This window comes from Pseudomonas sp. F-14 TE3482 (assembly GCF_053629455.1).
Genome location: NZ_JBRJII010000001.1, coordinates 5804152 through 5823862 on the forward strand (window position 1 = coordinate 5804152; position 19711 = coordinate 5823862).

Here is a 19711-nt window from a genome sequence, read left to right on the forward strand (position 1 = left end):
ATAAGTCGACACGAACAAGAAGGAAGACTGCAGTGAGCGCTGACTATCCACGCGACCTGATCGGTTACGGCAGTAACCCTCCTCACCCACACTGGCCGGGCAATGCCCGCATCGCGCTGTCCTTCGTGCTCAACTACGAGGAAGGTGGCGAGCGCAATATCCTGCACGGCGATAAAGAGTCCGAAGCGTTCCTCTCGGAAATGGTCTCGGCGCAGCCGTTGCAAGGCGAGCGCAACATGAGCATGGAATCCCTTTACGAGTATGGCAGCCGTGCCGGCGTCTGGCGGATTCTGAAATTGTTCAAGGAATTCGACATCCCGCTGACCATCTTCGCCGTGGCCATGGCCGCCCAGCGCCACCCGGACGTGATCCGCGCCATGGTCGATGCCGGCCATGAAATCTGCAGTCACGGCTACCGCTGGATCGACTACCAGTACATGGACGAAGCGCAGGAACGCGAGCACATGCTCGAAGCGATCCGCATCCTCACCGAAATCACCGGCGAGCGCCCACTGGGCTGGTACACCGGCCGCACCGGCCCGAACACCCGTCGACTGGTGATGGAAGAAGGCGGTTTTCTTTACGACTGCGACACCTACGACGACGACCTGCCCTACTGGGAACCGAACAACCCGACCGGCAAGCCGCATTTGGTGATCCCCTACACCCTGGACACCAACGACATGCGCTTCACCCAGGTCCAGGGCTTCAATAAGGGCGACGATTTCTTTGAATACCTGAAAGACGCGTTCGATGTGCTGTATGCCGAAGGCGCCGAAGCACCGAAGATGTTGTCGATAGGCCTGCACTGCCGCCTGATCGGCCGTCCGGCGCGTCTGGCTTCGCTCAAACGCTTTATCGAATACGCTAAAAGTCATGAACAGGTGTGGTTCAGCCGCCGCGTCGACATCGCTCGCCACTGGCACGCAACCCACCCGTATCAAGGGGCTGCGAAATGAGCAACTTCCAAACCCTGAAGCCATCGACCCTGAGCCGCGACGCGTTTGTCGCCGCCTTCGCCGACATTTACGAACACTCGCCATGGGTGGCCGAGAAGGCCTTCGACCTGGGCCAGGACCCTTCGATCGACGAGATCGAAACCCTGCACCAGCGCATGAGCGACATCTTGTTGAGCGCTGATCACACAAGCCAACTGGCCCTGATCAACGCTCACCCGGACCTGGCCGGCAAAGCCGCCGTCCAGGGCCAGCTTACCGCTGCCAGCACTGAAGAACAGTCTGGCGCGGGTATTCACCAATGCACGGCCGAAGAGTTCCAGCGCTTCACCGAGCTGAACGACGCCTACAAGGCCAAGTTCAAGTTTCCCTTCATCATGGCGGTAAAAGGCAGCAACCGGCATCAGATCCTCGCGGCGTTCGAAACGCGCATTCACAACCCGGAAGACACCGAATTCAAATGCGCGCTAGCGGAGATCAACAAGATCGCCCTGTTCCGATTACTGACCCTATAGCGAACTTGGCCCGAGCGTTAAAAAACGCGGAAAACGCTCAGGGCCCTGCAAGCATCCCAAGCCAACTTATTAAAGGCAGACAAGAAGAATGAAAGCTTACGCCGTACCTTTCGAGAAGTTCGTCAACCTGGCCGACGCCCGCCTGGGCACCAAAATCATCTCGGTCACCGATGACTGGTTCGCCGACGCCAACCGTCTGTTCCAGCCGACGCCGGCCGTGTGGAAGGAGGGCGTGTTCGATGACAACGGCAAGTGGATGGACGGTTGGGAGTCGCGCCGCAAGCGCTTCGAAGGCTACGACAGCGCGGTGATCCGCCTGGGCGTACCGGGCTCGATCAAAGGCGTGGACATCGACACTTCATTCTTCACCGGCAACTACCCGCCATCGGCTTCGCTGGAAGCCTGTTTCCTGGCTTCGGGCGAGCCGGACGAAAACACCCAGTGGACTGAAGTGCTGTCTGCCGTCGAACTGCAAGGCAACAGCCACCACTACCACGAAATCAACAACGACCAGGCCTTCAGCCACCTGCGCTTCAACATCTACCCGGATGGCGGCGTGGCCCGTCTGCGTGTGTACGGCATTCCTTACCGCGACTGGTCGGCTGTGGGCGACAACGAACAGGTCGACCTGGCCGCAGCCCTGAACGGTGGCCGTGCACTGGCCTGCTCCGATGAACACTTCGGCCGCATGAGCAACATCCTCAACCCGGGTCGCGGCATCAACATGGGGGACGGCTGGGAAACCGCCCGTCGTCGCACGCCGGGCAATGACTGGGTGATCGTCGCGCTGGGCCACGCCGGCGAGATCGAAAAAGTCATCGTCGACACCCTGCACTTCAAGGGCAACTACCCGGACACTTGCTCGATCCAGGGTGCATTCGTGAAAGGCGGCACCGACAGCCAGATCGAAACCCAATCGCTGTTCTGGCGCGAACTGTTGCCAAGCCAGAAGCTGGAAATGCACGCCGAACACACCTTCGCCGAGCAGATCAAGGCGCTGGGCCCGATCACCCACATCCGCCTGAACGTGTTCCCGGATGGGGGCGTGAGCCGCCTGCGGGTACTGGGCAAGGTCGCTAAATAAGCGCTGAACCTGTGGCGAGGGAGCTTGCTCCCGCTGGGCTGCGAAGCGGCCCCGCTCTTTGTTTAAAAAGAATCGGGAGCGCTACGCACTCCAGCGGGAGCAAGCTCCCTCGCCACAAAAGCAACCAACACAGAATTCGGAAAAGAAGACCAGCATGCGCACATTGACGATTGAACCGCTGACCAAAGAAGCCTTCGCCCCTTTCGGTGACGTGATCGAAACCGACGGCAGCGATCACTTCATGATCAACAACGGTTCGACCATGCGCTTTCACAAACTGGCGACGGTGGAAACCGCTACGCCAGAGGACAAGGCGATCATCAGCATTTTCCGCGCCGATGCGCAGGACATGCCGCTGACCGTCTGCATGCTGGAGCGTCATCCGCTGGGCAGCCAGGCTTTCATTCCGCTGCTCGGCAACCCCTTTCTGATCGTGGTCGCGCCACTTGGCGATGAACCTGTATCAGGCTTGGTCCGCGCCTTCGTCACCAACGGCAGGCAGGGCATTAATTACCATCGCGGCGTTTGGCACCATCCGGTGCTGACGATCGAAAAGCGGGATGACTTCCTGGTGGTTGATCGCAGTGGCACAGGCAATAACTGCGATGAGCATTTTTTCAAAGAGGATGAGCGTTTGATCCTCGCCCCCCACCAATAAGAGAAGGTCTGATCACTCGACAACAGAGTGACAGGCGAGAGGTAAAGACTGTGGAAGCACATCTGTTGGAATGGCTGAACCTGAGCGTGCGCTGGGTTCACATGATTACTGGCGTGGCCTGGATCGGCGCGTCGTTCTATTTCGTCTGGCTGGAGAACAACCTCAATCGGGTCAACCCGAAAAACGGGCTGGCGGGCGATTTGTGGGCGATCCATGGCGGCGGTATCTACCACCTGGAAAAATACAAACTGGCTCCACCGACCATGCCGGACAACCTGCACTGGTTCAAGTGGGAAGCCTACTTCACCTGGTTGTCGGGGGTCGCGCTGCTGTGCGTGGTGTTCTACTCCAACCCGACGCTCTACCTGCTCGCTCCGGGCAGCAGCCTGACCGGCCCTGAAGGTGTTCTGCTGGGCATCGGCTCGCTGTTCGTCGGCTGGTTCGTCTACTCCTTCCTCTGCGACTCGGCCTTGGGCAAACGCCCTGCCCTGCTAGGCTTCATCCTGTTCGTGCTGATCATTGGCGCCGCTTACGGCTTCAGCAAAGTGTTCAGCGGTCGTGGTGCGTACCTGCACGTCGGCGCGATCATCGGCACCATCATGGTCGGCAACGTGTTCCGCATCATCATGCCGGCCCAACGCGCATTGGTGGCGGCGATTGCCGAGAACCGCACGCCCGATCCGGCGCTGCCGGCCAAAGGCTTGCTGCGTTCGCGACACAACAACTACTTCACCTTGCCGGTGCTGTTCATCATGATCAGCAACCACTTCCCGAGCACTTACGGCAGCCAATACAACTGGCTGATCCTGGCCGGGATCGCAGTGCTGGCGGTGTTGGTGCGTCACTACTTCAACACCCGTCATGACAGCCACAAGTTTGCCTGGACCCTGCCTGCTGCAGCGGTCGGCATGATCTGCCTGGCCTACGTGACCGGCCCGGCGCCGATGTCCAGCGCACCTGAAGTGGCCAAGGCGCCTGGGGCCATCGAGTACCAGCCGCTGCCGGAAACCGCCCTCGGCGGTGGCAAGAAACCGGCTGAAGCTGCACCGGCGGCGGCCCCTGAAACTGCACCCGCCCAGGCATCCAATGCCGGTCCTGCCTTCGACAAGGTGCATGACGTGATCCAGGAACGCTGCACGGTCTGCCATTCGGCGAAACCCACCAGCCCGCTGTTCAGCGCGGCACCGGCGGGCGTGATGTTCGATACCCCCGAGCAGATCAAGCTTCAGGCCCCGCGCATCCAGGCCCAGGCGGTTGCCAGCCAGATCATGCCATTGGGCAACATCACCCAGATGACCCAGCAAGAGCGCGACCTGATCGGTGCGTGGATTGTTCAGGGAGCTCAAACCCAGTAAGCAACACGCCGTTGTAGCGGGGGGGGCTTTTGTGGCCACCGCAAGCCCCCCCCCCCCCGCCACAGGTCCACTTGAAACAAAAATCACAAGATCCGAGGTGTTGCATTCCGAGCTGCCACACCCACCCGCACTGACCCACTAAAAGACACACCCCCTTGTGGGAGCGAGCAGGCTCGCTCCCACAAGGGTGGCTACCTGTGCCTCAAACAATAAAAACAAAAGGGAGCAACAGATGACTCGGACAAAAACCAGCGTGCTGTTGGGCTCTGGCCTGTTGGCCGCGAGCCAGGCCATGGCCAGCGATTTACTGCTGTGGCAAACCAACAGCCTGAGCTACCTGTACGGCAAGAATTTCGTGATCAACCCGTCGATCCAGCAGACGGTGACGTTCGAGCACGCCGACAAATGGAAGTACGGCGATAACTTCCTGTTCATCGACAAGATCTTCTACAACGGCGAACAAGACCGCAATAAAGGCCCCCACGCCTTCTATGGCGAATTCAGCCCACGCCTGTCCTTTGGCAAAATGCTCGACCGTCGTTTCGAGTTTGGCCCGGTCAAGGACGTGTTGCTGGCCATGACGTACGAGTACGGCGAAGGCGACAGCGAAGCGTATCTGATCGGCCCGGGTTTCGATCTGGCAGTACCGGGTTCCAACTACTTCACCTTGAACTTCTATCGTCGCCAGACCGAAGGCCCACGCCCCGGTGATGGTGTCTGGCAGATCACTCCCACCTGGTCCTACAGCGTTGCGCTAGGCAATTCGAACCTGTTGATCGATGGCTATCTGGACTGGGTGGTGGACAACGATCGCAATGCACGCGGCACTTACCACGCCAACTTGCACATCAATCCGCAGATCAAATACGACCTGGGCAAAGCGTTGGGCTGGGGCGAGAAATTCGTCTACGTCGGCACCGAATACAGCTACTGGAAAAACAAGTACGGAATCGAAAACAGCGCCAACTTTGACACTCACCAAAACACCGCCAGCCTGCTGGTAAAGGTGCACTTTTAAGATGGCCCGCAACCGTGCCCCACACCTGTCATGGGTGCTCTGTTGCGGGGCACTTGAGCCATGGTGCGCGAGTCAGTATTCTCCGCGCCCGCCCGAATCCGCTCTAAAAAAAAGCGCGGATATAATTCCTGACCAGAAAGCCAACTTATCCCGGCTCTGGACAGTACCAAGGCTTCTCGAATTGACGCTCAATCGACTGTTTTCGAAACAGCCGAACGGGCGTTTTTTTACTTTTTGAAAGCCTTGGCTCAGCTCTTGCTAACAGCATCAAAGCTGACCGAATGGATGATTTTTTACAGCAGCAAGAAAAGGCGCCACACCAGAGCGCCGACCTTAGAAAAATAACGTGGAACCACCTACTTTTTGGGAGCAACCGAATGAAACGTACGTGCACCAGCCTGATGCTCGCGGGATCCTTGCTGGCCGGGGGCCAGGCAATGGCCGGCGACTTGCTGCAATGGCAGAACAACAGCCTGACCTACCTCTATGGCAAGGACTTCCAGGTCAACCCGCGCATTCAGCAAACCGTCACCTTCGAGCACGCCGATGCCTGGAAATACGGGGACAACTTCGTGTTCGTCGACAAGATTTTCTACAACGGCAAGGAAGACAGCGGCGTCGGCTCGAACACCTATTACGGCGAAATCAGCCCACGCTTGTCGTTTGGCAAGATCTTCGACCAGAAACTGGCGTTCGGCCCGATCAAAGACGTGCTGCTGGCGATGACGTACGAGTTCGGTGAGGGCGATACCGAGTCCTACCTGATCGGTCCGGGTTTCGACCTGGCGATTCCCGGGTTCGACTACTTCCAGCTGAACTTCTACCAGCGTCACACCGAAGGCAGCCGTGCGGGTGACAACGTCTGGCAGATCACCCCGGTGTGGTCCTACACCATTCCCGTGGGCGATTCGAATATCCTGATCGATGGTTTCATGGACTGGGTAGTCGATAACGACCAGAACAGTAAAGGCACCTACCACGCCAACCTGCACTTCAACCCACAGATCAAATACGACTTGGGCAAAGCCCTGAACATCGGCGAGAAGCAGTTGTACGTCGGTGTCGAGTACGACTACTGGTCAGACAAGTACGGGATCAAGGACAGCCAGTACTTCAAGACCGATCAGAGCAACACGAGCTTGCTGGTGAAGTTCCACTTCTGATCGCAAAAAGCATCGCGGGCAAGCCACGCTCTCCCACAGGTTCTGTGTCGTTCACATCATCGGCGAACGACACAAAACCTGTGGGAGCGTGGCTTGCCCGCGATAGCCGCACCGCCGATTCAAGCCGGAACCGCAGGCTCCACCAATCCCAAAAACCGGCACAACTCATCCCGCTTGGCCAACGCATCGCGCCGCCCCAGATCGATCAATTCGCTGCAATACCCCGCCTCGAACAGCAGATAACTCAATACCCCTGCCCCGCTGGTCTTGGTCGCCCCCGGCCCGCGCAAAAACAGACGCAAGGCCGCCGGCAATTCCTGGCGATGCCGCGCCGCAATTTCATCGATCGGCTGACTCGGCGAAATCACCAGCACCTCCACCGGCGCTGCTCCCAATGCCCGACTCGGCGCGCCGTCGGGCAGCAGATGGCTGAACTGATTCAGACGCTGCAGCAACTCGATGTCACTTTCCAGGCTGTCAATGAACGTACTGTTGAGCATGTGCCCGCCGATTTGCGCCAGGGTCGGCTGCTGACCTGTGTAGGCGCGTTGCAGCGGCTGTTGCGGGTCGACCCCGCGCGGGTTGCCGCTGACACCCACCACCAGCACGCGGCTGGCACCCAGGTGCAGGGCCGGGCTGATCGGTGCCGATTGACGCACCGCGCCATCGCCGAAATACTCTTCGCCGATTTTCACCGGCGCAAACAACAACGGAATCGCCGAACTGGCCAGCAAATGGTCGACGCTCAATTGTGTCGGCACGCCGATTCGTCGATGGCGCAACCAGGATTCGATGGTGCCGCCACCCTGATAAAACGTGACGGCCTGGCCGGACTCGTAGCCAAACGCCGTGACCGCCACCGCCTTCAATTGCTTTTGCGCAATGGCCTCGGCAATTCCGGGCATGTGCAGTTTTTCGTTGAGTAAACCGCGCAGCGGCGAGCTGTTGAGCAGGGCCACTGGCACCGGGGCGCCAATGCCCATCAGATTGTGACTGACAAAACGGGTGGCTTGATGGATCACCCCCGGCCAGTCGCTGCGCAATACCAGATGACTGCGGAAACCTTGCCAGAAGGCAGTCAGACGCTGAATCGCGCCGCGAAAGTCCATTGCCCCACTGGCCAGGCTGACCGCGTTGATCGCGCCAGCCGAAGTACCGACGATCACCGGAAACGGATTCGCCGCGCCTACCGGTAGCAGCTCGGCAATCGCCGCCAGCACGCCCACCTGATAAGCCGCCCGAGCCCCGCCGCCGGAAAGTATCAACCCTGTAACCGGTTCAGCAGAACTCATCGCAACACTCCATGGTGCTTAAAGGGATCGGTGACTCAACCGCGTTTGGCGTACAGCTTCGCCTCGCCCGGTGGACGGGTCTTGAAGCGGCGATGTGCCCAGAGGTATTGCTCCGGACATTCGCGCAAAGCACTTTCGACCCACTGGTTGATACGAATGCAGTCAGCCTCTTCCGTCTCGCCGGGAAAGCCCTCGAGCGGCGCATGAATCACCAACCGATAACCACTGCCGTCCGCCAGGCGTTGTTGAGTGAATGGCACGACCAATGCCTTGCCCAGTCGCGCAAACTTGCTGGTGGCGGTGACGGTCGCCGCCTGAACCCCGAACAACGGCACGAAGATACTTTGCTTGGCGCCGTAGTCCTGATCCGGTGCGTACCAGATCGCTCGACCTGCCCGCAGCAGTTTGAGCATGCCGCGCACGTCGTCACGCTCCACCGCCAGCGAGTCGAGGTTGTGCCGCTCGCGACCAAGACGCTGGATGTAGTCGAACAGCGGATTCTTGTGTTCGCGGTACATGCCATCGATGGTGTGCTGCTGACCGAGCAGCGCCGCGCCGATCTCAAGCGTGGTGAAATGCACGGCCATCAGAATCACGCCCTTGCCGTCGCGTTGGGCCTGCTTCAAATGCTCCAGGCCTTCGACATGGGCCAGTTTCGCCAGACGCTTGCGCGACCACCACCAGCTCATGGCCATCTCGAAGAAGGCGATGCCGGTGGAGGCGAAGTTTTCCTTGAGCAGACGCTTGCGCTCGGCAGCGGACTTTTCAGGGAAACACAGCTCAAGATTGCGCTTGGCAATGCGCCGTCGGTCGCCGGCCACTCGATACATCAAGGCACCCAAGACGCGACCGACCGACAGCAACGCCGGATATGGCAACTGCACAATCAGCCACAACAGCCCCAAGCCACACCACAGCGGCCAGAAACGTGGAGAAAGAAATGCTGTTCGAAAACGCGGGCGATCCATTAAAGGTTCCGTCAAGACAGTGGCCGCGCATTCTACATCGTTCGACCCGGCTTGCGGCCTGCGGGCGTTCTCGTTATAAGTCTCGGCACTTTTAGTGACAAGCCGTTGTATGCCGACCATGAGCCAAACCGAACCGCTAGACCAAGATCCCGTGTTCCAGTTGAAGGGCAGCATGCTTGCCATTACGGTGCTGGAACTGGCCCGTAACGACCTTGAGAACCTTGATCGACAACTGGCCGCCAAGGTCGCCCAGGCGCCAAACTTCTTCAGCAATGCGCCGCTGGTCCTGGCCCTGGACAAACTTCCGGCCAGCGAAGCCTCGGTCGATCTGCCGGGGCTGATGCGCATCTGCCGCCAGCATGGCCTGCGCACCCTGGCGATCCGTGCCAGCCGCATTGAAGACATTGCCGCCGCCATCGCCGTCGATCTGCCGGTGCTGCCGCCGTCCGGCGCCCGTGAGCGCCCGCTCGACCCGCACGAAGGCACTGTTGCGAAAAAACCGGAAAAACCACCGGAACCGACCATTAAACCGACCAAAATCATCACGTCGCCCGTACGCGGTGGCCAGCAGATTTATGCCCAGGGTTGCGATTTGGTGGTGATTTCGTCGGTCAGCCCGGGGGCGGAACTTCTCGCCGATGGGAACATCCATGTATACGGCGCGATGCGCGGTCGTGTCTTGGCCGGCGTCAAAGGTGACACGAAAGCCAGGATTTTCTGTCAGCAAATGACCGCTGAACTGGTCTCCATCGCTGGCCACTACAAGGTTTCCGAAGATCTGCGTCGTGATCCATTGTGGGGCGCGGGCGTACAAGTCAGCCTGTCGGGCGACGTGTTGAACATCATTCGGCTTTAACGGATACTGCCGCATTTTCCAAGCATCTCTAAAACGTAGCGAAAACGGCTCAAACGAAGTAGGAAAAAGGCCAAAAGCAGTGTTTACCGGGGGTAAACGCCGCTCAGAACCGGATTCCAGCCAAGGCTGTCCGACTGCAGTAGTTTTTCAAGAGATGTTTTTCAGGGGCTAAACGTCCTTTTTCCTTAGGGGTAAAACACCTTGGCCAAGATTCTCGTGGTTACATCCGGCAAGGGTGGTGTGGGTAAGACCACCACCAGCGCCGCTATCGGTACCGGCCTCGCTCTGCGCGGTCACAAAACAGTTATCGTCGACTTCGACGTCGGCTTGCGTAACCTCGACCTGATCATGGGTTGCGAGCGCCGCGTGGTGTATGACTTCGTCAACGTGGTCAACGGCGAAGCCAACCTGCAACAGGCTCTGATCAAAGACAAGCGTCTGGAAAACCTCTACGTACTGGCCGCCAGTCAGACTCGCGATAAAGACGCGCTGACTGTCGAAGGCGTCGAAAAGGTCCTGATGCAGCTCAAGGAAGACTTCGAATTCGTGGTCTGCGACTCTCCGGCGGGCATCGAGAAAGGCGCCCACCTGGCCATGTACTTCGCTGATGAAGCGATTGTAGTGACCAACCCGGAAGTCTCCTCCGTACGTGACTCGGACCGCATGCTGGGCCTGCTGGCCAGCAAGTCCCGTCGTGCCGAAAACGGCGAAGACCCGATCAAGGAACACTTGTTGCTGACCCGCTACAACCCGACACGCGTGAGTAACGGTGAAATGCTCGGCGTCGAAGACGTCAAGGAAATCCTCGCAGTAACCCTGCTAGGCGTGATTCCGGAGTCGCAAGCCGTCCTCAAGGCCTCCAACCAGGGCGTACCTGTGATTCTCGACGATCAGAGCGACGCCGGTCAGGCGTACAGCGATGCCGTTGATCGCCTGCTGGGTAAAACCGTGGACCATCGTTTCCTCGATGTCGAGAAGAAGGGATTCTTCGAGCGACTTTTTGGAGGTAGGTAATGAACCTTTTTGACTTCTTTCGTGCCAGTAAAAAGGTCAGCACCGCGTCGGTAGCGAAAGAGCGTCTACAGATCATCGTGGCGCATGAACGCGGCCAGCGCAGTACGCCGGATTACCTGCCAGCCTTGCAGAAGGAACTGGTGGAAGTGATCCGCAAGTACGTCAATATCGGGTCCGATGACGTGCACGTCGCTCTGGAAAACCAGGGCAGTTGCTCGATCCTGGAACTCAATATCACCCTGCCAGATCGCTGAGTCGATCCGGCGGGAGCCACGGCGGCTCAGGCTCTCCAGCCATCTGTAGGAGCGAAGCTTGCTCGCGAACACAGGCAACTCGGTCTATCTGATAGACCGAGTTGACGCATTCGCGAGCAAGCTTCGCTCCTACAGGGCGCGGGGCCTGAGCCGCCGTTGGCGTTTGTTACGAGGCTGTTTTAATGCCGTTGTCCAACATCCGCATCATTCATCAGGACGCCGCCGTACTGGTGGTGGACAAACCGACCCTGTTGCTCTCCGTCCCCGGCCGGGCCGATGACAACAAGGACTGCCTGATTACGCGCCTGCAAGAAAACGGCTACCCGGAAGCGCGAATCGTCCATCGTCTGGACTGGGAAACGTCCGGTATCATTCTGTTGGCCCGTGACCCGGACACTCATCGCGAGCTGTCTCGGCAATTTCACGACCGCGAAACCGAAAAAGCCTACACCGCCCTGTGCTGGGGACAACCGGAACTGGACAGTGGCAGCATCGACCTGCCCCTGCGCTACGACCCGCCGACCAAGCCACGCCATGTGGTGGACCACGAATTTGGCAAGCACGCCTTGACCTTCTGGCGTGTGCTGGAGCGTTGTGGCGACTGGTGCCGCGTCGAACTGACGCCGATCACCGGCCGCTCTCACCAGTTGCGCGTGCACATGCTCTCCATCGGCCACCCACTGTTGGGTGACGGGCTCTACGCCCATGAGCAAGCCTTGGCTGCCTGGCCACGACTTTGTTTGCACGCCAGCATGCTCAGCTTCACTCATCCCCAGACGGGCGAACGCCTGCGCTTCGAGTGCCCTGCACCGTTCTGACTGCCAATGCAATAAAAACTGTGGGAGCGGGCTTGCCCGCGATGAGGTCGGCACAGCCAGCATGGATGTTGCCTGACCCGCCGCCATCGCGGGCAAGCCCGCTCCCACAGGGTTCTGCTGAAGACGTAAACTCGTAGCACCCGCAGCAGTCCTCCGCCAATTCTGTGACCAATACGTTAAACTGGCGCCACTGCTGTCTGGAGCTACTTATGCGCGAAGAGTTGAACCAAGGCCTGATCGACTTCCTCAAGGCCTCCCCTACCCCGTTCCATGCCACTGCCAGTCTTGTCCAGCGCCTGGAAGCGGCCGGTTTCATGCGCCTCGACGAACGTGAGCCATGGACCACTGAAGCCCATGGTCGTTACTACGTCACCCGTAATGACTCTTCGATCGTCGCGTTCAAAATGGGCCGTCATTCGCCCTTGCACGGCGGCATCCGACTGGTCGGCGCGCACACCGATAGCCCATGCCTGCGGGTCAAACCCCAGCCGGAACTGCAACGCCAGGGCTTCTGGCAACTGGGTGTCGAAGTCTATGGCGGTGCACTGCTGGCACCGTGGTTCGACCGTGATCTGTCTCTGGCCGGTCGCGTAACCTTCCGCCGCGACGGCAAGGTCGAGAGCCAGTTGATCGACTTCAAGGCACCGATCGCGATCATCCCGAACCTGGCCATTCACCTCAACCGTGAAGCCAATATGGGCTGGGCGATCAATGCCCAGACCGAACTGCCGCCGATCCTCGCGCAATTCGCCGGTGACGAGCGCGTGGACTTCCGCGCCGTGCTCACCGATCAACTGGCCCGTGAACACGGCCTGAACGCTGACGTAGTGCTCGATTACGAGCTGAGCTTCTACGACACCCAAAGCGCAGCGGTCATTGGCCTGCATGGCGACTTCATTGCGGGTGCGCGCCTCGATAACTTGCTGTCGTGCTACGCCGGCCTGCAAGCTTTGCTGACGACCGAAACCGACGAAACCTGCGTGCTGGTCTGCAACGATCACGAAGAAGTCGGTTCCTGCTCGGCCTGTGGCGCCGACGGCCCGATGCTTGAGCAAACCCTGCGTCGTCTGTTGCCCGAAGGGGATGAATTCGTACGGACCATTCAGAAATCCCTGCTGGTTTCGGCCGACAACGCCCACGGCATGCACCCGAACTATGCGGACAAGCACGATGCCAACCACGGCCCGAAACTCAACGCGGGCCCGGTGATCAAGGTCAACAGCAACCAGCGCTATGCCACCAACAGCGAAACCGCCGGGTTCTTCCGCCATTTGTGCATGGCCGAAGAAGTGCCGGTGCAGAGCTTCGTGGTACGCAGCGACATGGGCTGCGGCTCGACCATCGGCCCGATCACCGCCAGCCACCTGGGCGTGCGCACTGTGGACATCGGTTTGCCGACGTTCGCCATGCACTCGATCCGTGAGTTGTGCGGCAGCCATGACCTGGCGCATCTGGTCAAAGTGCTGAGCGCGTTTTACGCCTGCCGCGAATTGCCGTAGTCCTCAAAGATCAGCTCCTACAGGATGAACGCGCCCCCTGTAGGAGCTGCCGAAGGCTGCGATCTTTTGATCTTGATCTTTTGGCGTCTTCACATGCGCTGAAAATCAAGATCAAAAGATCGCAGCCTTCGGCAACTCCTACACACGCATCACCTCCGCTCGTCCGAAAGCCGCCTAGACTTGCAGTACCCCTCTCCGACAAGGCTGTCACCATGATCTCGTTGTCTTCGTTCCACGCCATGCTGATCCCGATTCTTTCCGGGATGATCATGCTGGCCATCGGCTTCAACTTTCGCGACAAGAACGCCGGTGTGTTCGCGATGTGGGTTGGCATGCTGATGATCCTCGCCACTGTGATCTACAAGATCCTCGCCAAACTCAACGAATAAATCCTCGCGCCTGGCTCGCATTGATTTTGACGGGCTCGCCAAGTGATGTGCAGTTGAATGCGTGTCCTACACCACATCCACCCCGACATGAATCGCATCATGGCGCCAGAACTCCAGGTCACAATCGATCAGTCGTTGATGCTGATCGTAATTGACCCGGGCAATCCGCAACCCCGGGCTGCCCACCGACACCCGTAAAGCCGCCGCGGCGTCCACCGATAACGCCGTTGGCACAATCTCGAAGCGCACCCGCCCGTAATGCAAGTCGTAATGCCGCGCATACAGTTCGGTCATCGACTGATTCAGATCGAAGTCCAGAATCCCGGGAAAAAACTGCGGGTTCAGGTAGTGCTCCACATACAACACCAATCGCCCGTCAATCCGTCGCGAGCGGCAAATCTGAATCACGCTCGACAGCGCCGGCAACTGCAACCAGGCACACACCGCCGCCGATGCCGGTTGCAAACGGGCCGAAATCACCTCGGTGGACGGCACTCGCCCCTGCGCACTGACCATCGCGTGAAAGTGGCTGCGCTGCATCAGGTTGTAAGCCAGCCTTGGTGGCGACACGAACCAGCCGCGCCGTTCCTCGCGATAAATCTGGCCCTGGGCCTCCAGCTGCAATAAAGCCTCACGCACGGTGATCCGTGTGGTACCGAACAACTCACTGAGCTTGCGCTCTGCCGGCAACTTGCTCCCGGGCGCCAACAAACCGTGGTCGAGCTGTTCTTGCAGAACCTGCCCGATGGCTGTCACCGCTTTGGTGGTCTCGATGCGCATCAACGTTACCTATCTGGACTAGACCAGCACTGATTCAGGGCAGAACCGTGATTCAAATCGGTTCCTTCAACTGCCTGCAAGCCTAGGCACTGCATATGACTGACAGATGACAAAGCCGCCGAACGGTTGCGCCAGACACCTGCAATTTTATGGCCAAGTCCCTTTCATATCAGCTCTTTAGCCATGGTCTACGCTTATCTCGCACCCCGCGTATCCGAGCGCAGAGAATTCAGGCCGACCGGTCGTCGACATCAAAATGTCATCCAACCCGCCTAAATTGGCTCAGGTATTGCTGACCTAGACCAACACAACCGCAATCGCAGCGTTGAAAACGCCCAAAGGAGCTTCGGATGAAACAGTTTTTCCTGGCATCACTGTTAGGCTCGACCATTGCCCTGTGCACCACCGCCATGGCGGCGGATGATCTGAAAACCCTGGAAGCCGCTGCGAAAGCGGAAGGTGCAGTCAACAGCGTCGGCATGCCCGATGACTGGGCCAACTGGAAAGGCACCTGGGAAGACCTGGCCAAGAAATATGGCCTGAAACACATCGACACCGACATGAGCTCGGCCCAGGAAATCGCCAAGTTCGCCGCCGAAAAAGACAACGCCACGGCCGACATCGGCGACGTCGGTGCCGCGTTCGGCCCGATCGCAGTCAAGCAAGGTGTCGTGCAACCTTACAAACCCACCACCTGGGAACAGATTCCGGACTGGGCCAAGGACAAGGACGGTAACTGGGCGCTGGCCTACACCGGCAGCATCGCGTTCATCATCAACAAAAAGCTGCTGCACGGTTCTGAAGCGCCGACCAAATGGGCCGACCTCAAGACTGGCAAGTACAAAGTCTCTATCGGTGACGTGAGCACCGCGGCACAAGCGGCCAACGGTGTACTGGCCGCCGCCCTCGCCAACGGTGGTGACGAAAAAAACATTCAGCCAGCCCTGCTGCTGTTCGCTGACATCGCCAAGCAAGGCCGCCTGTCCATGGCCAACCCGACGATCGCCACCATGGAAAAGGGTGAAATCGAAGTCGGCGTGGTCTGGGACTTCAACGGTCTGAGTTACAAGGCCAAGATGGCGAATCCGGATGACTACATCGTGCTGATTCCATCCGACGGCTCGGTGATTTCCGGTTACACCACCATCATCAACAAATACGCGAAGAACCCGAACGCCGCCAAGCTGACCCGCGAATACATCTTCAGCGATGCCGGCCAAATCAACCTGGCGAAAGGCAACGCCCGTCCGATCCGCGCTGAGCATCTGAAGTTGCCGGAAGAGGTCAAGGCCAAACTGCTGCCTAACGAGCAGTACAAAAAGGTCACACCGATCAAAGACGCCGACGCGTGGGAAAAGACCTCCAAGTCGCTGCCGCAGAAGTGGCAGGAAGAAGTCATTATCAATATGCCGTAACACGGTAGATCCCCACATTGGGTACCCAATGGAGATCCAGTGTGGGAGTGGGCTTATGGTGAGGAGGCTTTTGTGGCGAGGGAGCTTGCTCCCGTTGAACTGCGCAGCAGTTCCTTTTTTGGGGCCGCTTCGCAGCCCAACGGGAGCAAGCTCCCTCGCCACAGGCAAGCCCCCTCGCCACATAAGCCCGCTCCCACAGGGGATTGGTTGCGTATTTGAATCATCTGTTTTGCGGAGTTCCAGCCCCTATGAAGCACAACGTCATCCTTGTCGTGCTCGACGGCCTCAATTACGAAGTCGCGCGCCATGCCATGGGGCATCTGCAGGCTTACGTTGGCGCAGGACGCGCGGCACTCTACAAGCTGGAGTGCGAACTGCCGGCCCTGTCCCGACCGCTTTATGAATGCATCCTGACCGGCGTTACGCCGATCGTCAGCGGTATCGTTCACAACAACGTCTCGCGCCTGTCCAACCAGCGCAGCATCTACCATTACGCCACCGACGCCGGCCTGAAAACCGCCGCCGCGGCCTATCACTGGGTCAGCGAGTTGTATAACCGTTCCCCGTTCATGGCCGCCCGGGATCGTCATACCGATGACCCCAAACTGCCGATCCAGCACGGTCATTTCTACTGGAGCGACCACTACCCCGACTCGCACCTGTTCGCCGACGCGGAAAACCTGCGCCTGCGCCACGCGCCGAACTTTTTATTGGTCCACCCCATGAATATCGACGACGCCGGGCACAAGCACGGCCTCGACACCTCGCAGTACCGCAACAGCGCTCGCTCAGCCGACATCATCCTTGCCGATTACCTGCAAGGCTGGCTCGACGCCGGTTACCAGGTGCTGGTGACGGCTGACCACGGCATGAACAACGACCGCTCGCACAACGGCCTGCTGCCCGAAGAACGCGAAGTGCCGTTGTTCGTCCTCGGCGATGCCTTCAGCTTCAACCAAAACGCCGCGCCGAAACAGACCGAAATCTGCGGCACCGTCTGCGAACTGCTGGGCGTGCCCCACGACAAACCTGTGTGCCGGGAGCTGCTCAAGTGAATGCCATGACCCGCGGTAAATGGCTGGCCGCTTTGTGCCTGGTGCCCTTCGCGATTTTCTTCTTCGTGTTCCAGATCGCCCCGCTGCTCTGGGTAATGATCAACAGCCTGGAATCGGAAGAGTTCGGCTGGGGCCTGGCCAACTTCAGCAAAATCTTCAATTCGAAGTTCTATCTGCAGGCGATCCAGTACAGCCTTGAGATCAGTTTCTGGTCCAGCGTGTTTGGCATCATCATCGCCGTACTCGGCGCCTACTCCTTGCGCCGGGTCGACTCGAAACTGCGCAACTTCGTCAACGCCTTCGCCAACATGACCAGCAACTTCGCCGGCGTGCCCCTGGCCTTTGCGTTCATCATTTTGCTGGGGTTCAACGGCACCTTCACCATCATGTTGAAACAGGCGGGGATCATTCAGGACTTCAACCTGTACTCGAAAACCGGCCTGATCATTCTCTACACCTACTTCCAGATTCCCTTGGGCGTGCTGTTGCTCTACCCGGCTTTCGACGCCTTGCGCGAAGACTGGCGTGAGTCCGCCGCGTTGCTCGGTGCCAACGGCTGGCAATTCTGGCGACACATCGGTTTGCCGGTGCTGACCCCGGCGCTGCTGGGCACGTTCGTGATTCTGCTGGCCAACGCCCTTGGCGCATACGCCACGGTCTACGCCCTGACCACCGGCAACTTCAACGTATTGCCGATCCGCATCGCGGCGATGGTCTCCGGCGACATTTCCCTGGACCCGAACCTGGCCAGCGCCTTGGCCGTGGTGCTCGTGGCGTTGATGACCCTGGTGACCGTCGTGCATCAGTTGCTGTTGAAGAGGAGCTACCATGTCTCGCGCTGAACTGGGCCCCGTCGGTATCTACCACCGGGTGGTGGTGTATTTGTTGTTTGCCATTCTGCTGTTGCCGCTGCTCGGAACATTGATCTACTCGATCTCCAGCAGTTGGTCCGCGACGATCATGCCCAGCGGTTTTACCTTCAAGTGGTACCTCCAGCTGTGGAGCGATCCGCGCTTTCTCGACGCATTCGGTCAGTCCTTGCTGGTCTGCGTCGGCTCGCTGATTCTGTCGGTGGTGCTGATTCTGCCGCTGCTGTTCGTGGTGCATTACCACTTCCCGAAACTCGACGCTTTGATGAATATCCTGATCCTGCTGCCCTTCGCGGTGCCGCCGGTGGTGTCGTCGGTGGGGTTGTTGCAGCTCTATGGCTCGGGACCGTTCGCGATGGTCGGCACGCCGTGGATTCTGATTGGTTGCTACTTCACCGTGGCGCTGCCGTTCATGTACCGGGCGATCACCAATAACCTGCAAGCGATCAACCTGCACGACCTGATGGACTCCGCCCAACTGCTCGGCGCCAGCACTTGGCAAGCGGCATTCCTGGTGGTGCTGCCGAACCTGCGCAAGGGTCTGATGGTGGCGTTGCTGCTGTCGTTCTCGTTCCTGTTTGGTGAGTTCGTGTTCGCCAACATCCTCGTCGGCACCCGCTACGAAACCCTGCAGGTCTACCTCAACAATATGCGGAACAGCAGCGGCCACTTCACCAGTGCGCTGGTGATCTCCTACTTCTTCTTTGTGCTGGTTCTGACCTGGGCGGCCAATATCTTGAACAAGGACAAAAGCGAATGAGCTATGTCAGCGTCCAACACCTTCAGAAAAATTACTCTGGAACTACCGTATTCAGCGACATCAACTGCGAAATCAAGAAAGGCGAATTCGTCACGCTTCTCGGCCCGTCCGGTTGCGGCAAGTCCACCCTGCTGCGTTGCATCGCCGGTCTGACCTCGGTGGACGGCGGCAAGATCCTGCTGGAAGGTCAGGACCTCGTCCCATTGAGCCCGCAAAAACGCGGGATCGGCATGGTGTTCCAGAGTTATGCGCTGTTCCCGAACATGACCGTGGAGCAGAACGTCGCCTTCGGTTTGCGCATGCAGAAGGTCAACGCGGACGACAGCCACAAGCGCGTCGCCGAAGTGCTGGCACTGGTGGAGCTCAACGACTTCGCCGCCCGTTACCCGCATCAACTGTCCGGTGGCCAGTGCCAGCGTGTCGCCCTGGCTCGCTCGCTGGTGACCCGACCTCGGTTGCTGTTGCTGGATGAGCCGCTGTCGGCGCTAGACGCGCGGATTCGCAAGCACCTGCGCGAACAGATCCGTCAGATCCAGCGCGAACTCGGTCTGACCACGATCTTCGTCACTCACGATCAGGAAGAAGCCCTGACCATGTCTGACCGAATCTTCCTGATGAATCAGGGAAAGATCGTACAAAGCGGCGATGCCGAAACCCTCTACACCGCGCCAGTCGATGTGTTTGCCGCAGGCTTCATCGGTAACTACAACTTGCTGGATGCCGACAGCGCCAGCAAGCTGTTGCAACGACCGATCACCCACCGCCTCGCCATTCGTCCGGAAGCTATTGAACTGAGCCTGAACGGCGAACTCGACGCGCAGATTCGCAGCCACAGCCTGTTGGGCAACGTCATTCGCTATCGGGTCGAAGCCCGGGGCGTGGAATTGGTGGTGGATGTGCTGAACCGTTCGGCGGCCGATTTACATCCTGATGGTCAGCGCCTGGCGCTTTCCATCGATCCGACGGCCCTGTGTGAGGTAGCCTGATGACCTT

At 59.0% G+C, this 19711-nt stretch carries 21 protein-coding genes; 18 read left to right on the plus strand and 3 right to left on the minus strand.

The genetic code is table 11. The features are described from left to right. Positions 1 to 32: 32 nt before the first annotated feature. From puuE to AB7M26_RS26295, 7 genes are all read left to right on the plus strand, one after another. Positions 33 to 959 (plus strand): allantoinase PuuE, encoded by a 927-nt coding sequence (puuE, locus tag AB7M26_RS26265; RefSeq protein ID WP_123496252.1) that lies wholly within the window; start codon positions 33 to 35, stop codon positions 957 to 959. After that, positions 956 to 1471: a 2-oxo-4-hydroxy-4-carboxy-5-ureidoimidazoline decarboxylase gene (gene uraD, locus AB7M26_RS26270; protein ID WP_429386849.1), complete on the plus strand. Its 516-nt coding sequence runs from the start codon at positions 956 to 958 to the stop codon at positions 1469 to 1471. The genes puuE and uraD overlap by 4 nt, the downstream gene beginning before the upstream one ends. Positions 1472 to 1559: 88 nt before the next feature. Next, positions 1560 to 2555: an allantoicase gene (alc, locus tag AB7M26_RS26275; protein ID WP_427625197.1), complete on the plus strand. Its 996-nt coding sequence runs from the start codon at positions 1560 to 1562 to the stop codon at positions 2553 to 2555. Between the two features lie 154 nt (positions 2556 to 2709). After that, positions 2710 to 3213 carry an ureidoglycolate lyase gene (locus AB7M26_RS26280; protein ID WP_007898831.1) on the plus strand — a complete coding sequence of 168 codons (504 nt, stop codon included), beginning with the start codon at positions 2710 to 2712 and terminating at the stop codon, positions 3211 to 3213. 50 nt (positions 3214 to 3263) lie between these two features. Then, a complete protein-coding gene (locus AB7M26_RS26285; protein WP_123496246.1) occupies positions 3264 to 4568 on the plus strand; it encodes a urate hydroxylase PuuD in 1305 nt (434 codons plus the stop codon). 232 nt (positions 4569 to 4800) lie between these two features. Then, a complete protein-coding gene (locus AB7M26_RS26290; protein WP_429386853.1) occupies positions 4801 to 5586 on the plus strand; it encodes an outer membrane protein OmpK in 786 nt (261 codons plus the stop codon). Between the two features lie 377 nt (positions 5587 to 5963). After that, a complete protein-coding gene (locus tag AB7M26_RS26295; protein WP_123496242.1) occupies positions 5964 to 6749 on the plus strand; it encodes an outer membrane protein OmpK in 786 nt (261 codons plus the stop codon). A gap of 119 nt (positions 6750 to 6868) precedes the next feature. On the opposite strand, the gene AB7M26_RS26300 is transcribed toward AB7M26_RS26295, so the two are convergent. Then, complete coding sequence (locus AB7M26_RS26300; protein ID WP_123496240.1) at positions 6869 to 8041, minus strand: patatin-like phospholipase family protein; 1173 nt, start codon at positions 8039 to 8041, stop codon at positions 6869 to 6871. A gap of 35 nt (positions 8042 to 8076) precedes the next feature. Then, entirely contained in the window at positions 8077 to 9009 is a 933-nt protein-coding gene (locus AB7M26_RS26305; RefSeq protein WP_429377391.1) for a lipid A biosynthesis lauroyl acyltransferase, read from the minus strand. A 118-nt stretch (positions 9010 to 9127) separates the two neighbouring features. Here AB7M26_RS26305 and minC point away from each other — a divergent pair, with 118 nt between their 5' ends. The 6 genes from minC to AB7M26_RS26335 all read left to right on the plus strand — a co-directional run bounded on the left by minC (position 9128) and on the right by AB7M26_RS26335 (position 13839). Further along, positions 9128 to 9865 carry a septum site-determining protein MinC gene (gene minC / locus AB7M26_RS26310; protein WP_032830770.1) on the plus strand — a complete coding sequence of 246 codons (738 nt, stop codon included), beginning with the start codon at positions 9128 to 9130 and terminating at the stop codon, positions 9863 to 9865. 201 nt (positions 9866 to 10066) lie between these two features. After that, positions 10067 to 10879, plus strand: a complete 813-nt coding sequence (gene minD / locus AB7M26_RS26315; RefSeq protein WP_007898841.1) for a septum site-determining protein MinD — start codon at positions 10067 to 10069, stop codon at positions 10877 to 10879. Beyond that, on the plus strand, positions 10879 to 11133 hold the full coding sequence (minE, locus tag AB7M26_RS26320) for a cell division topological specificity factor MinE (protein ID WP_007898843.1): 255 nt from the start codon (positions 10879 to 10881) through the stop codon (positions 11131 to 11133). Before minD ends, minE begins: the two co-directional genes overlap by 1 nt. A 182-nt stretch (positions 11134 to 11315) precedes the next feature. After that, the gene (locus AB7M26_RS26325; RefSeq protein WP_030131660.1) at positions 11316 to 11951 is read left to right on the plus strand and encodes an RluA family pseudouridine synthase; all 636 of its coding nucleotides are present in this window, start codon (positions 11316 to 11318) and stop codon (positions 11949 to 11951) included. A 209-nt stretch (positions 11952 to 12160) separates the two neighbouring features. After that, on the plus strand, positions 12161 to 13450 hold the full coding sequence (locus AB7M26_RS26330) for a M18 family aminopeptidase (RefSeq protein ID WP_123496236.1): 1290 nt from the start codon (positions 12161 to 12163) through the stop codon (positions 13448 to 13450). Positions 13451 to 13662: 212 nt separating this feature from the next. Further along, positions 13663 to 13839, plus strand: coding sequence for a hypothetical protein (locus tag AB7M26_RS26335; protein ID WP_007898847.1), 177 nt, complete (start codon positions 13663 to 13665; stop codon positions 13837 to 13839). A gap of 66 nt (positions 13840 to 13905) precedes the next feature. Here the strand turns inward: AB7M26_RS26335 and AB7M26_RS26340 are convergent, their stop codons facing one another. Beyond that, on the minus strand, positions 13906 to 14619 hold the full coding sequence (locus AB7M26_RS26340; protein ID WP_123360108.1) for a UTRA domain-containing protein: 714 nt from the start codon (positions 14617 to 14619) through the stop codon (positions 13906 to 13908). Between the two features lie 350 nt (positions 14620 to 14969). Here AB7M26_RS26340 and AB7M26_RS26345 point away from each other — a divergent pair, with 350 nt between their 5' ends. The 5 genes from AB7M26_RS26345 (at position 14970) to AB7M26_RS26365 (ending at position 19704) form a co-directional block, all read left to right on the plus strand. Then, on the plus strand, positions 14970 to 16034 hold the full coding sequence (locus AB7M26_RS26345) for an ABC transporter substrate-binding protein (RefSeq protein WP_123496234.1): 1065 nt from the start codon (positions 14970 to 14972) through the stop codon (positions 16032 to 16034). A 248-nt stretch (positions 16035 to 16282) separates the two neighbouring features. Beyond that, a complete protein-coding gene (locus AB7M26_RS26350; RefSeq protein ID WP_123496232.1) occupies positions 16283 to 17089 on the plus strand; it encodes an alkaline phosphatase family protein in 807 nt (268 codons plus the stop codon). A 5-nt stretch (positions 17090 to 17094) separates the two neighbouring features. Beyond that, a complete protein-coding gene (locus AB7M26_RS26355) occupies positions 17095 to 17931 on the plus strand; it encodes an ABC transporter permease (RefSeq protein WP_185022120.1) in 837 nt (278 codons plus the stop codon). After that, positions 17918 to 18718 carry an ABC transporter permease gene (locus AB7M26_RS26360; RefSeq protein WP_429377398.1) on the plus strand — a complete coding sequence of 267 codons (801 nt, stop codon included), beginning with the start codon at positions 17918 to 17920 and terminating at the stop codon, positions 18716 to 18718. The genes AB7M26_RS26355 and AB7M26_RS26360 overlap by 14 nt, the downstream gene beginning before the upstream one ends. Continuing rightward, complete coding sequence (locus AB7M26_RS26365; protein ID WP_007898867.1) at positions 18715 to 19704, plus strand: ABC transporter ATP-binding protein; 990 nt, start codon at positions 18715 to 18717, stop codon at positions 19702 to 19704. The genes AB7M26_RS26360 and AB7M26_RS26365 overlap by 4 nt, the downstream gene beginning before the upstream one ends. Positions 19705 to 19711: the final 7 nt, after the last annotated feature.

Bases quoted from the DNA above. Each gene is read 5' to 3' on its own strand.
- AB7M26_RS26365 (WP_007898867.1), top strand. From the start codon at position 18,715: ATGAGCTATGTCAGCGTCCAACACCTTCAGAAAAATTACTCTGGAACT.
- minC (WP_032830770.1), top strand. From the start codon at position 9,128: ATGAGCCAAACCGAACCGCTAGACCAAGATCCCGTGTTCCAGTTGAAG.
- AB7M26_RS26290 (WP_429386853.1), top strand. From the start codon at position 4,801: ATGACTCGGACAAAAACCAGCGTGCTGTTGGGCTCTGGCCTGTTGGCC.
- AB7M26_RS26360 (WP_429377398.1), top strand. From the start codon at position 17,918: ATGTCTCGCGCTGAACTGGGCCCCGTCGGTATCTACCACCGGGTGGTG.
- minE (WP_007898843.1), top strand. From the start codon at position 10,879: ATGAACCTTTTTGACTTCTTTCGTGCCAGTAAAAAGGTCAGCACCGCG.
- AB7M26_RS26330 (WP_123496236.1), top strand. From the start codon at position 12,161: ATGCGCGAAGAGTTGAACCAAGGCCTGATCGACTTCCTCAAGGCCTCC.
- AB7M26_RS26345 (WP_123496234.1), top strand. From the start codon at position 14,970: ATGAAACAGTTTTTCCTGGCATCACTGTTAGGCTCGACCATTGCCCTG.
- AB7M26_RS26300 (WP_123496240.1), bottom strand. From the start codon at position 8,041: ATGAGTTCTGCTGAACCGGTTACAGGGTTGATACTTTCCGGCGGCGGG.
- AB7M26_RS26325 (WP_030131660.1), top strand. From the start codon at position 11,316: ATGCCGTTGTCCAACATCCGCATCATTCATCAGGACGCCGCCGTACTG.
- AB7M26_RS26295 (WP_123496242.1), top strand. From the start codon at position 5,964: ATGAAACGTACGTGCACCAGCCTGATGCTCGCGGGATCCTTGCTGGCC.
- AB7M26_RS26340 (WP_123360108.1), bottom strand. From the start codon at position 14,619: ATGCGCATCGAGACCACCAAAGCGGTGACAGCCATCGGGCAGGTTCTG.
- AB7M26_RS26355 (WP_185022120.1), top strand. From the start codon at position 17,095: ATGACCCGCGGTAAATGGCTGGCCGCTTTGTGCCTGGTGCCCTTCGCG.
- AB7M26_RS26335 (WP_007898847.1), top strand. From the start codon at position 13,663: ATGATCTCGTTGTCTTCGTTCCACGCCATGCTGATCCCGATTCTTTCC.
- AB7M26_RS26280 (WP_007898831.1), top strand. From the start codon at position 2,710: ATGCGCACATTGACGATTGAACCGCTGACCAAAGAAGCCTTCGCCCCT.
- alc (WP_427625197.1), top strand. From the start codon at position 1,560: ATGAAAGCTTACGCCGTACCTTTCGAGAAGTTCGTCAACCTGGCCGAC.
- AB7M26_RS26305 (WP_429377391.1), bottom strand. From the start codon at position 9,009: ATGGATCGCCCGCGTTTTCGAACAGCATTTCTTTCTCCACGTTTCTGG.
- uraD (WP_429386849.1), top strand. From the start codon at position 956: ATGAGCAACTTCCAAACCCTGAAGCCATCGACCCTGAGCCGCGACGCG.
- AB7M26_RS26350 (WP_123496232.1), top strand. From the start codon at position 16,283: ATGAAGCACAACGTCATCCTTGTCGTGCTCGACGGCCTCAATTACGAA.